This is a genomic window from Roseburia hominis (genome assembly GCA_040702975.1).
Lineage (GTDB): Bacteria > Bacillota > Clostridia > Lachnospirales > Lachnospiraceae > Allocoprococcus > Allocoprococcus hominis_A.
The window spans coordinates 674,818-687,630 of sequence record CP159990.1 but is presented as its reverse complement, the minus strand read 5'-3'; the positions used below and the strand labels follow the sequence as shown (position 1 = coordinate 687,630).

Annotated in this window: 11 protein-coding genes; 5 read left to right on the top strand and 6 right to left on the bottom strand. The window is 43.9% G+C overall.

All coding sequences use genetic code 11. From position 1 onward, the window contains the following. Positions 1 to 273 precede the first annotated feature (273 nt). A complete protein-coding gene (locus ABXS75_03050; protein XCP85794.1) occupies positions 274 to 984 on the top strand; it encodes a GntR family transcriptional regulator in 711 nt (236 codons plus the stop codon). 232 nt (positions 985 to 1,216) lie between these two features. Here ABXS75_03050 and hypB read toward each other — a convergent pair whose 3' ends face one another. Both hypB and ABXS75_03040 read right to left on the bottom strand, forming a co-directional pair. Next, entirely contained in the window at positions 1,217 to 1,885 is a 669-nt protein-coding gene (gene hypB / locus ABXS75_03045) for a hydrogenase nickel incorporation protein HypB (protein ID XCP85793.1), read from the bottom strand. Between the two features lie 264 nt (positions 1,886 to 2,149). After that, complete coding sequence (locus ABXS75_03040; GenBank protein XCP85792.1) at positions 2,150 to 3,355, bottom strand: AAA-like domain-containing protein; 1,206 nt, start codon at positions 3,353 to 3,355, stop codon at positions 2,150 to 2,152. A 406-nt stretch (positions 3,356 to 3,761) separates the two neighbouring features. Between ABXS75_03040 and ABXS75_03035 the strand changes: the two genes are divergently transcribed. The 3 genes from ABXS75_03035 to ABXS75_03025 all read left to right on the top strand — a co-directional run bounded on the left by ABXS75_03035 (position 3,762) and on the right by ABXS75_03025 (position 5,844). After that, positions 3,762 to 4,253, top strand: coding sequence for a hypothetical protein (locus ABXS75_03035; GenBank protein XCP85791.1), 492 nt, complete (start codon positions 3,762 to 3,764; stop codon positions 4,251 to 4,253). A 300-nt stretch (positions 4,254 to 4,553) separates the two neighbouring features. Continuing rightward, a complete protein-coding gene (locus ABXS75_03030) occupies positions 4,554 to 5,075 on the top strand; it encodes a sigma-70 family RNA polymerase sigma factor (protein ID XCP85790.1) in 522 nt (173 codons plus the stop codon). Further along, positions 5,044 to 5,844 (top strand): hypothetical protein, encoded by an 801-nt coding sequence (locus tag ABXS75_03025; protein XCP85789.1) that lies wholly within the window; start codon positions 5,044 to 5,046, stop codon positions 5,842 to 5,844. Before ABXS75_03030 ends, ABXS75_03025 begins: the two co-directional genes overlap by 32 nt. A gap of 90 nt (positions 5,845 to 5,934) precedes the next feature. Here ABXS75_03025 and ABXS75_03020 read toward each other — a convergent pair whose 3' ends face one another. Genes ABXS75_03020 through ABXS75_03005 form a run of 4 tightly spaced genes read right to left on the bottom strand, consistent with a single transcriptional unit; the run spans position 5,935 to position 10,838 of the window. Next, on the bottom strand, positions 5,935 to 7,827 hold the full coding sequence (locus tag ABXS75_03020; protein ID XCP85788.1) for an extracellular solute-binding protein: 1,893 nt from the start codon (positions 7,825 to 7,827) through the stop codon (positions 5,935 to 5,937). 5 nt (positions 7,828 to 7,832) lie between these two features. Further along, positions 7,833 to 8,669: an ABC transporter permease gene (locus ABXS75_03015; protein ID XCP85787.1), complete on the bottom strand. Its 837-nt coding sequence runs from the start codon at positions 8,667 to 8,669 to the stop codon at positions 7,833 to 7,835. After that, positions 8,670 to 10,247 (bottom strand): ABC transporter ATP-binding protein, encoded by a 1,578-nt coding sequence (locus ABXS75_03010; GenBank protein ID XCP85786.1) that lies wholly within the window; start codon positions 10,245 to 10,247, stop codon positions 8,670 to 8,672. 57 nt (positions 10,248 to 10,304) lie between these two features. After that, positions 10,305 to 10,838, bottom strand: a complete 534-nt coding sequence (locus ABXS75_03005; GenBank protein ID XCP85785.1) for an XRE family transcriptional regulator — start codon at positions 10,836 to 10,838, stop codon at positions 10,305 to 10,307. A gap of 705 nt (positions 10,839 to 11,543) precedes the next feature. Here ABXS75_03005 and ABXS75_03000 point away from each other — a divergent pair. Then, positions 11,544 to 12,725 carry a cation:proton antiporter gene (locus tag ABXS75_03000; protein XCP85784.1) on the top strand — a complete coding sequence of 394 codons (1,182 nt, stop codon included), beginning with the start codon at positions 11,544 to 11,546 and terminating at the stop codon, positions 12,723 to 12,725. Positions 12,726 to 12,813 lie beyond the last annotated feature (88 nt).

The window sequence follows — 12,813 nt, the reverse complement described above, 5'->3', positions numbered from 1 at the left end:
ATTTTTTTGCTTTTGCGTTTTTCCCCAGCACACATGTTTCAACATATCTTTACGTTACTATTTACAGCCGCTTCTTCACATGCCCACTTTTCACACCTACCGGTATTCCGGCTCTGCTTTCCGAAACATGGCAGATACAAGTAACCGTATTTTACATTCACTTCAGAAAATCTACGTTTCCCGGTTTGCTTTCTTTCCTCTTTTATCCTATAATAAATTACAGACGGTACGTCAAATACCGGCGGTTTTCGCCACAGGATTCTGGAGGTTTATATGGAATTTCAAAAAATCAGCTCACCCACTCTTCGAGAGCTTTTTGTAGAGCAACTGCAGCACCTGATTCTTTCCGACAAATTAAAAATCGGGGAAAAGCTCCCTCCTGAGCGGCAGCTTGCCGAGAAAATGCAGGTCAGCCGCGCTGTCGTCAACGGCGGCATTTCCGACCTGGAGAAAATGGGATTTCTCATCGTCAAGCCCCGAAGCGGCACCTATGTCGCCGATTACCGGAGGCGCGGCACCCTTGATACGCTCACCGCTATTATGAAATACAACGGCGGCCGTATCCGAAATGATGAAATCCGCTCGATCCTGGAAGTCAGGACTGCTCTCGATACGCTGGCAGCCCAGCTGTGCGTAGAGAACATCAGCGACGAGGACATCCAGGTTCTTTTTGAAAAGGTAGAGTCAATCCGGACCGCTGAAAATATTTCCGAAGCTACACAGGCGGCTTTTGAATTCCAGCATGAATTTGCACTTATCTCAGGAAACACTTTGCTTCCTCTGATATTCCAGTCATTCAAAGCTCCCATTTTCACCCTCTGGGAACGGTTCTGTACACTCTACGGAATTGATACCTTGTACAGCAGCAACTATAAGATCTGGACCTGCATCCGTGACAGAGATTTAAAACAGACTCTTGACTGGATCAACTATTCCATGACCGAATGTATCACCGGGAAATGGAAGCTATATTACGAATCTTAGTAAATATCTATAACAGATCCTATTTCTTCTGTTATCACCGAGATGAACGTCCACCGGACGTTCATCCCGGAGCTTTCGTTTCGCTTTTTATACCCAAAGGCACCCCGTATGGCCATTCGGCCGTTTCACAAGGTATACCCAAGGGTACCCCGTATGGCCATTCGGCCGTTTCACAAGGTATATTTGCAAGGATCCCATCTGTCTCCCCCGATAGCACACTCTCTAAATACGCCTATTCCTGCCATGCCTCTACTTCATCCTTCAGCCATTTAGTCCACTTGTCGATTCCCTCTCCCGTCCGGGCGCATATCGGAATAATTCTGGCATTCGGATTTCTCATTAATATGTTTTTCTTACATGCCTCCATATCGAAGTCAAAATACGGAAGCACATCAATCTTATTGATCAGGACCACATCACAGATGGAAAACATCAGCGGATATTTCAGCGGCTTATCGTCACCCTCCGGAACGCTTAAAATCATAGCGTTCTTCACTGCCCCGGTGTCAAATTCTGCCGGGCAGACGAGATTGCCTACATTTTCAAGAATAGCAAGATCAATATCGCCGGTCTTCAATCCTTCCAGTCCCTGCCGCGTCATGTCGGCGTCCAGATGACACATTCCCCCGGTATGAAGCTGAATTGCTTTCACGCCCGTTTCCGAAATTGTCCTGGCGTCCACATCTGAATCAATATCCGCTTCCATGACTCCAATCCGCATCTGATCCTTCAATCGCTCGATCGTCCTTGTCAGGGTCGTCGTCTTTCCCGCTCCCGGTGAAGACATCAGATTCAGCAGAAAGACCTTTTTTTCCTTCAGTTCCTTTCTCATCTCGTCCGCACGCCTGTCATTGTCCGCAAACACACTCTGCTTGATTTCCAGAATCCTAAACTCTCCCATTCCTTTCAGTCCTCCATGCATTTGGTTATACCAGTTTCTGTTATTTTCCATCATTATACCGTTTTGCTAAAAAAATGTCAATCTTTATCGGTCATTTTTGATATTTCTTTCAGTAATATCACCATATTTTCCCGTATTACACATTTTGGAATTTGGTATGTCCAGTTCCAATCACGCAAAAAAATATCTCTATAAGAATTTTCGTCCTAAGACCTTTACTTCTTATAGAGATATTCCCATTTTTATGATCGTTCGCCAGAGATCTTACACCACAACTTCGACCAAAACCTTATCTTCTATATTCAGACCATCATCCTGCACAAATTGATTTTTCACCCTTGCGCCAGCCAAATACGTTTGATTATTCAACATTTCTTCTGATAAAAACAGATTATAAAGCCTGGTTTCAAAAATTCGGTTCGCTATGACAGCTTTCCCATCCTCTTCTTTAATGAAGCCAAACATGCATCCAACATCCATGATAAAATTGTCCGGGTTATATGCAAAGCTCTGTCCTTTAAACAAAATGGCATACAACATTTCCCTTAATTCCGGATAATCTGTAATCTTTTTGCGCATATCGTCAAATAAAGTATTCGACTCATTCAAAATCAGTTTGACCGTCTCTGACACGCCATACCTGGTCCATCGAATCTTTTCTTCAATATCTTCCACCATTCTTTTACAAATTTTAGACACCAGAAACGGATATCCTGAAGTATAATCATAAATTTCCTGCGCCATAAGATGCAAATCCATTCCCATCATATGATCTTTTTCATATTCCGACAGCATACCCTCAATCTCACATACCGAGAGATTCATGTTCACATCAAAATCTGCCGCAACATTCCACGGACTATTATATTTTGATTCCTCCCCGGGGTTCAACTTCAGTTTCAGATTTTTAACGTCATACACTCCTGCAAGAATTACCGAATGAAACGTCCTGTCCGTTCCCTGCTGCTGCTCCAGATATTTTGTGCGAAGCATTCCCAAAAAGGATAGGAAAATCTGATTATCGGAGCTTTTATCCACTTCGTCAACCATTAAAACAATCCTTTTTCCACACAGCAAACACAGTTCGGATATTCTATCGCTTAAATCTTCCATTGGAAACTCTCTGGATATCGGTACGTTCCACTTTTCCTGTACAGCATCTTCCCAGCATAACTGCCGCATCTTCCTGCCAACACGGCGTATGAATCCGGCCGCGAAAGAATAACGCGACGCAAACAAATCATCCGCAGCCTCAAAGCTCAGGCTAATTACCAGGTAGTCTTTCTGAAGGTATCTTTCAAGTAAATATAATGTCGTCGTTTTTCCGTACTGTCTGGCACGGTTGATCGTAAAATATTTCCCCGGCTTTATAAAAGTTTCCGTAATTTTCTTAAGTTTTCCGCTAACATCTGCCATGTAGTGTTTATCCGGGATACATACTCCCGTCACATTAAAGGTCTTATTCTCCATATTCTTTACCGCTCCTTATACTGGATATTATAAACGTTCCCCCATAGAATTACAATCTGCTTTAAAAACTGTTCTACTTCCCCAGGTCCATTGTTTTTCCGTTGAAAATCGAAACGCTTAATTTTACTGATTTTATTTCCAATGCCTGATATAATATTTGCAAAGGTTTCGATAAAAACCTTTTTCTTGCCGATTTTTGGGCAAATACCATCTCAATTTTTATTTATTATTTATCTTTTTACAATTATTTTTGTCATTTTTTTCTATCTGGGCGTGTCTATATATAATAACGGGAAATATAAAATGCAGAATTGGGAGAACTGCATTCTCCACCAAAAATGCTCAATAGCTAAGGAGGAACAAGTTAAATGAAAAGATTACGAAAATCACTCTGCTTTTTGCAATTATGATGTTGTCATTACCGACCACCGTTTCTGCAGCAGAAACAAATACTAACGTTTCACCAGATAACAGGGAATATTTAATTGTCAATGGTGAAGATATCGTTTATGTAGGCGAAGACTATGAAAATCCTGATACCGGAGAATACATTAGATGGCATAATACCAGAGGAACGGACAAACATTTCAGCTTTAGGATTAGCTATTCTGTAACTTCAAGTAGTTTTAAAATTAATGGAACAAAGGTAAAAGTAACAGCAAATGCAGAAGTGCAGAACCTACAGGAAGTAACACAATCGGGATATGATGGACATCTATATACTGTATCAATAATAGGTATTGTTAACAGAAACCTTCAATTCTCTGTTGGCGGCACTCAATCTGGTACTATAACTGGATTACAAAAAGGTGGCAGTTATAAAGTAAAGATTACCAATAATGATTATCTTGATGCTACCAAAAAACTTGTAGGCAGTGGAACCGTATATTCATACTAATGAGCTACAATTATTTTGTCAGAAAAAAACTGATATAAATTAATAATCCTGCCTATATAATACAAAGGATTATATAGGCAGGTTTTTTATAATATACCCAACTTTTCCATCTATTCGCAAGCAAAGCCTGTCAAGCGTGCCTATTTGTTGCTTTATTTTTGTTTTGTATAAACCCTACCCCCCCCCTCCGAAATCAGCACCTTTTATAGATTATGCTGGTAGAAAAGTTGAGTAATATATTATGTGTAAACTGTCATTTTTTTCTCCCGAATGTGTCTTTAATAATAAAAGGAGGACATAATGCCGAATGAAATCATATTAGAAAAACTGATGAATGAATATGGCACATGTATTTTGCGGACATGTTTTCTTTATACAAGAGACTATCACTTAGCACAGGATGCTACGCAAGAAACATTTTTGAAAGCACTTAATGCTTATAATAATCTAAAAAACACAGAAAGCGAAAAAGCATGGTTAACCAAAATTGCTATCAACTGTTGCAAAAATATTATGCGTACTTCTTGGTACAAATACGTCACACCTGATGACAACATATTAGAGCGGCAGCATACAATGAATCCTATCAATGATATGATAGAACATAATTCTTTGGCTGAAGCTGTTATGCTATTAAATAGAAATGACCGCCAGTTGATTATACTTTATTATTACCAAGGCCTATCTATAAAGGAAATTTCCAAGATCACAAAGAAAAAAGAAAATACAATAGCTCAACAAATCAGGCGCGCGCGAAAAAAATTGAAACAAATTTTGGAGGATGATGATAATGAACCAAGCCAATATGAAAGAAATCCTTGATAGAGACCTAGAAAGAATTATATTTAGTGAAGACTTAAAAGAACGAATCCGCAAAAGTAGTAAACCGCGAAAGACTTTTTACAAATCTCCCCTTAGATATGCTGCCATTGCGTGCTTGTTCATTCTGGTTTTAGGCACTACTGCTGCAGCGGGGTATTTTATAAATAATATTATAAAAGTAAACGGAACGGTACTTCCCGAATTAGATTCGATGCAAAAAGTAGAAATAACATTTCCAGACGGAATCAAAGAAGAAAACGGATTATATTTTTATGATTTTACAGACATTGATGCTTTTGCCGAATCAACCGGTCTTCACCTATTGACAACTGAACTAGCGCAAAATAATCCATACATGCAGGGCAACATGGAAACTGATAAAGCCAGTACCGCTACGATCAGAATTAAAAACTTCATCATAGGTGATACTTCCCATTTTGAATATAATGCAAATGAACAGTTCTATTCATATATGCCTGGCATGAAATATAAAACACCAATCACGCTGGAAGCTATTGTAATATTAAGTGACGAGCAACTGGAACAAGGACTGGATTCAGAATATTTAGGTTTCTATGAATATGCCGAATCCTTTGTTTCCTCCCAGGGATATAAAGTAAACCTGATTCAATCTGCAAATTCCAGTGCTGATGCTTCTGGTATTGTTTCAGGAAAATGTGCTGTATTCGTAGCAGATGGTATACAATATGCCCTTAAAGGAAGTGTATCTACTGAAACAATGAAAGAAATCATAAACTCCTTACAATAACAAGCATACCTGAAAGTATTCGTAATGAATCCCGGGCAGATTCATTACGAATACAAATCAAGTGTTTCCATGCTAATCAACAGACACTATCTAATTTGCATTACTAGCCGCGATCTTCACCCGGCTCCAGAGATTCGCAATCTCCTTCCTGGTATTCTCATTATAGACAAACACCTCGTCCATCTCATTATCCGACCTCGGAATGTAGGCATTAATCCCTTCGAAATCTCCGCCCTCTCCAAAAAGATCATCCATGACCTCCTGATTTGCCGAAGTATATCCCACATAGCTTGAATTATCATAAGCCCCGTCATAATCACTGGCAAAATTGATGAACGCGTGGGCCAGCTCGGGATTCTTCGCATTCTTCGGAATGACCATCGCATCCGACCACAGGTTCGTCCCGGTCTCCGGAAGATAATATCCCATCTCCTCATTCTCATCTATGACATAAGTCGCATCTCCGGAATAGATTAGCCCCAGCGCCTTTCTTCCCTGCGCCATGTTATCGATAATCTCGTCCATCACAATCTCCGGCTCCATCGTCTGCACACATTTCACCAGCCACTCATAGGCCTCATTAAGCTCATCCATATTTTCCGTATTCATCGAATATCCCAGGGCTTTGAGCGCCATCATAAAGCTGTCTCTCTCTGAGTCATACAGGTAAATATCCCCGCGGTATTTTTCATCCAGGAAAATATTAAAGCCTTCCCGCTTCAGATCCTCGATATCCACCTTATTCTTGTCGTACACGATTCCCACCGTGCCCCAGAAATACGGAACCGAGTACTCATTTCCCGGATCATACGGAAGATTCTTTACCGACTCCGTCAGCTTATCCATACAGTCCAGCCTGGAGTGATCCAGCTTTTGCAGATACCCCTCGGAAATCAGCCTCTGAATCATATAATCGCTGGGCACGAGAATGTCATAGGCCTCGCCATTTGCCACCTTGATATACATCTGCTCGTTGGAGTCGAAATTTTCCTGAACCACCTTCGCACCGGTCGCTTCCTCAAAGTCGCCGATGATATTTTCCCCGGTATATTCTCCCCAGTTATAAAGATGAAGGGTCTGTCCTTCAAAGGGGCGTTCCTCTTTGCCACCGCCAAACCGGAATACTACCAGAAAGACTACCACACAAACAACAGCCAGAGTTACCGGAACCAACGCCTTTCGTCTCTTCACCTCGCTGGATCTCTGCCGCTTCGCCGCCACCACCGGCGCCACGTTGATCACCACCAGCACGACCGTGATAATGACGATCATCAGGGTAGAGACCGCGTTGATGCTCGGGTTCACACGTTTGCTCATGGTATAGACCATGATACTTAAGTTCTTAACCCCGCTTCCCGTAACGAAATATGAAATAATAAAATCGTCCACCGACATCGTAAATGCGATCAGTGCCCCCGACACAATGCCCGGCGTGATCTGCGGCACGATGACCTTCGTCAGGGCCTGCCAGGGCGTTGCCCCTAAGTCCATCGCCGCGTCCGCCAGATTCGGGTCCAGAGAACGGATCTTCGGCATAACCGAAAGAATCACATACGGAATACAGAATGCAATATGCGCAAGGAGCATCGTCATATACCCCTTCTCCACCCGGAACGTGATAAATAACAGCATAAATCCAATCGCCGTCACGATCTCCGGGTTCATCATCGGCAGATTGTCCACCTGCTGCATCAGATCCCGCACCAGTTTTTTTGATTTACTAAGCCCGATTGCGGAAATGGTCCCGACGACCGTAGAAATAAAAGTCGCGATCAGCGCAATACTGAACGTCGTATAGAGCGCCTCCATCATATCGCCGGAATCCAGCATATGCTGGTACCAGCGCAGGGAAAATCCCGTAAAGCTGGTCAGGGATTTCCCATCGTTGAACGAGAACACGATCATATAAAGAATCGGCAGATAGAAGAAGGCGATCGCGAGAATCATCAAAATCTTTCCCACCGGACGTTTCCCTTTTTTCATAACGCCTACTCCTCCTTTCCGCCCTGATTACGGATCTCCACCTTGCGCACGAACATCATGAGAAGCATCATGATGACTGCCATGATCATAGAAATCGCACTGCCGAAGTTCCATTCTCCCACGGTAATGAACTGATTCTCGATCACATTACCAATCAGGAAATATTTTCCTCCGCCGAGGAGCTTTGGAATAAAGAAGGAACTCACCGCCGGCAAAAACACCAGCGTGATTCCATTGATCACTCCCGGCAGAGACAGGGGAAGCGTGACCCGTCTAAAGGTCTGCACCTGATTGGCTCCCAGGTCCGCGGCCGCCTCCAGAAGAGAGTGGTCCATCTTACACAGGGCCGTATTGATCTGTAGGATCATGAACGGCAGGAAGTTATACACCATTCCCAAAAGCACCGCGCCTTCCGTATACAAAAGTTCTGTTCCTCCAAGGCCAAAAATACCAAGGAATCTCTGCACCAGTCCGTCTTCACTTAAAAGGCCGATCCACGCATACGTTCTCACCAGCATGTTGATCCACATAGGAATCGTGATGCCAAGAACCAGAATATTCTGCACCCGCTCGCTACAGCGTGAAATGTAATAGGCGATCGGATAGCCGATGAGCAGGCAGATAATCGTCGTTTTCACCGCAATCCACAGAGAACGCCAAAGGATAATCAAAAAGTCCTGGTCGGTAAAAAATTTGACATAATGATCCAATGTAATTGAAAAAGAAACAATACTGTTTCCTGGTTGGGTGATTGAATACAAGGCGATCAATACCATCGGAAGTACCAGCATGATCACCGCCCAAACAATATAAGGGATTGCGAGCTGCGAAAATTTCTTCATCTAATATACCATCCTTGACATGACATGGATATCTTCCGGGAAAAATGTCAGTCCGACCTCCTGACCTTCCTCCGTGTAATCCGTAGTGTGGATCTTAAACTCCCGCCCCGTCGTGGAGAAGGTGATCCGGTAAACGCCTTCCGTCACATTTTCCGGATCGAAATCATAATCTACACTGATGTCAACACTTTGATTCTCATCGCTTAGCTTCCATGCCTGCGCATTCGCCCAGGTCTTGATATCCGTGTCAAGTGCCTGAGATTCTTCCAGCTCCTCTACCGTGGTCATAAAGTTGAACGCCATGACCGCCTCATTTGCCTTCTCATTCTTGACGAACGGCTGATTTACCACGAAAATGCTGCGCTCGATCGTGGTTCCGTTGGCAGTAGAGAATGTCACCGGATACACTCCCTCTTCTTCCCTTACATCATACTCGATTTTGGAAATGGAAATATAATCGTCCGTTTCCGGATTCCACGCCTGTGCATTCGAACGTGCCACCACTTCCTTGTCGTCCAGATCCTTCACGTCCTCCAGATCCACATAGAAATTCGTCGCACTGATCTTCTCTTTTCCGTCCCCGCTGGTCACGTCATGGTTGCGGGTCACATGCATTCGGACCGTCACCTGGGTACCCGGCACGGTCTCCACCATGATCTCATAGTGAACGCCTTTGAACAGGACGCTCAGCACCTCGCCGGTCATCTTTCCGTCCTTCACATCCACGATGTCGATGTCCTCCGGACGAATGACCACATCCACCAGCTCATTTTCCTTAAATCCAAAGTCCACACAGTCAAAGGTGATGTCGTCGAACCGGACTTTATAATCCTCCACCATCACGCCCGGAATAATATTGCTCTCGCCAATGAAATTCGCCACATACCGGTTCGCCGGTTCATTGTAGATCTCCTGCGGCGTGCCGACCTGCTGAATCTCTCCGCTCTTCATGACAACGATCTTATCCGACATGGTCAGCGCCTCTTCCTGATCATGTGTCACGAAAATGAACGTGATCCCGACCTCCTGCTGGATTCGTTTCAGCTCGTACTGCATTTCCTTTCTGAGCTTTAGGTCCAGAGCGGCAAGTGGCTCATCGAGAAGCAGCACCTTCGGCTCATTCACCAGCGCACGCGCGATCGCGACCCGCTGCTGCTGGCCGCCGGACAATAAGGTCGTATTTTTATTCTCAAACCCTTCCAGACCGATGAGCTTTAACATCTTCATGACCTTCTGCTCGATCACGTCCTTGCTCATCTTATTAATCTTAAGCCCAAATGCGATATTCTCGTACACGCTCAAATGCGGAAACAGCGCGTATTTCTGGAAAACGGTGTTCAGCTCCCTCTCATACGGCGGTTTCTGACTGATCTCCTCGCCGTCGAAGATCACCTTTCCCTCATCTGCTTCCAGAAATCCTCCCAGAATTCTGAGGAGCGTCGTCTTTCCGCACCCGCTTGGCCCCAGCAGGGTTACAAATTCTTTCTCATAAATATCAAGGTTTACCCCTTTTAATACAATCTGTCCATCAAAACTTTTAACAATGTTCCGAAACTCGATCAGTTTCTTCTGTTCCATTATCACCTTCTCCTTCCCGGGAGATAAAACGCCAGAATACTGCACAAAACCGTTCTATCAGAACACCGGCGGCGTGGTGATCCAAAGTATCTTCGCATCACCGCTGCCGTGATTGTACAGATAATGACTCTTCGTCCCCTCTAAGTAAAATGTCTCCTGCGCTTTTAATTTATATTTCTTGCTGCCGCAGATAAGTGTCACATTCCCCTTCAGCACGTACCCGAATTCTTCTCCCTGATGCGCCTGAAGCACCTGACTCTTCCTGTGCGGATGGAGAGTCAGCAGAATAGGTTCCATCTCATTCTTCTGTGCGTTCGGGATTATCCACTCTATCGTATAATCGTCCTGCACGTCTTCAAAAAAGTCTTTCGTCTGAAATACGATCTGTCTTTCTTCCTCTTCCCGGAAGAACTCGGACATATTCGTCCCCAGTGCTTCCAGTATATCCTCCAAAGTTGCAATACTTGGCGTCGTCAGATTCCGCTCCACCTGAGACAAAAATCCTTTTGTCAGTTCACTTCTTGATGCCAGGTCTGTAAGTGTCAGATCGTTCTGTATTCGAAGCTCCCTGAGCTTCTTTCCGATATCCAAAATTACACCTCCCGTTTTTTATTTTGCGGACGAACAGCCATGCGGTCACGTCCACATGCTTATTCAGTCCGGGTTTTCTAATACTATACTTTCTTTTTAAATATATCGAACACGATTTATTATACAGATATATCCAATAATTGCAATAGATTTAGAGAAAATTTTTCAAATCTGATTCCATCTTCCCTAAAATTTATCGTTACTCTATGTTAGACGCGCTTTAAAGAACGCCTCCTGCATAAAGTCCCGGTCCTCCTCGTTGCCTAAGAGTTCTTAGATTACTGACTTTTAACGAACAACTCCTACGTAATTCTCGTCTCTCCACGTCGTCGGGAAGTTCTTAGAACGCCGGCTTTTAACGAATACCCTCTACGTCAATCCCTCTGTTCCACATAATCTGGCAGTTCTAAAAATTCCAACTTTTAACAACGCCCTTACGTCAATTCCACCTCAAAAAGAATCTACTTTCTGCAATGACAAAACTACACAAAAATTATTTTCTCTCTATGGCATGCACTATACAAAATGCATAATTTCAGTTGTAAAACTAATATTTTTATTTTTCTATATAAACAAATTAGTTTCCTATCTTCACACAAAGCACCCCTTTCTCCCTCTCTTGCACTGCAATAACCACAGTGCTATAATCTGGAAAAGATAATTTTAATCAACTAACTTACGTTATTTTCAAGGGGGTAATATGAAATGGAAACCTACATAATATTCAGAGACCTAGCTATCATTCTTATTTCCGCCAAGCTATGCGGCCTTCTTGCGGCAAAGCTCAAGGCTCCCCAGGTCGTCGGCGAGATCGTTGCCGGACTTTTGATTGGTCCCAGCGTACTGGGACTCGTACAGCAAAGTGAATTGATTAACGGTATGGCGGAGATCGGCGTTGTCCTTTTGATGTTCTTCGCAGGACTTCAGACCAGCCTGAAGGACCTGATGCGCACCGGCTGGAAGGCGCTGCTCATCGCCTGCGCAGGCGTGTTCGTACCTCTGGCCGGCGGTTATCTTCTGTACAGCCTTTACTACGGTTTCGCGCCTGCCGGAAGCAGCCAGTTCTTCTCCGCCATCTTCATCGGCACTATCATGACGGCGACTTCCGTAAGTATTACCGTTGCGTCCCTCCAGGAATTGGGCTATCTCAAATCCGAGACCGGGACAACAATTATGAGCGCTGCGATTATCGACGATGTCATCGGCATCATCGTGCTGACTTTTGTAATCGGCATGAAGGACCCCGAGTCCAAACCGTCTACCGTCATCATCAGCACCGTACTTTTTTTTGTGGCTGCACTCGTCTGCGGCTTCATTATCTACCATATTTTCAAATTCCTGGATCAGCGCTACCCGCATACCAGACGAATTCCGATCCTCGGCTTCGTACTGGCCTTTGCCCTGGCCTATACGGCGGAAAAATATTTTGGCATCGCTGACATTACGGGCGCTTATGTAGCCGGCATTATCCTTTGCAGTATTGACGATTCCGACTATATCGCACGGAAGGTAGATATCAGCTCCTACATGTTCTTTGCTCCGGTATTCTTTGCAAGTATCGGACTGAAGACATCGATTGATGAGATGTCCTCTTCCCTGCTGGTTTTCTGTGTACTCTTCGTTATCGTGGGACTTATCGCCAAAATCATTGGCTGCGGACTGATGTCCGGAATTCTTGGGTTCTGTGGCCGCGATTCGCTGAAAATCGGCATCGGCATGATGACCCGTGGAGAGGTTGCCCTGATCGTCGCACAGAAAGGACTTCAGGTACAGATGATCAAATCCAGCTATTTCTCGGCCGTGATTCTGCTGATTTTGGTATCCTCTGTGATCACACCGATCTTTTTGAAAATGTTGTATCAGGGGAAAAAAGAGAAAGCAGAATAAATGCCACTCTTTAGTAAATCACAAAAAATAGAGAGGAATAAATTACCTGCTCTATAAAACAATACAAATAACCGCTGTAGTCCTTATA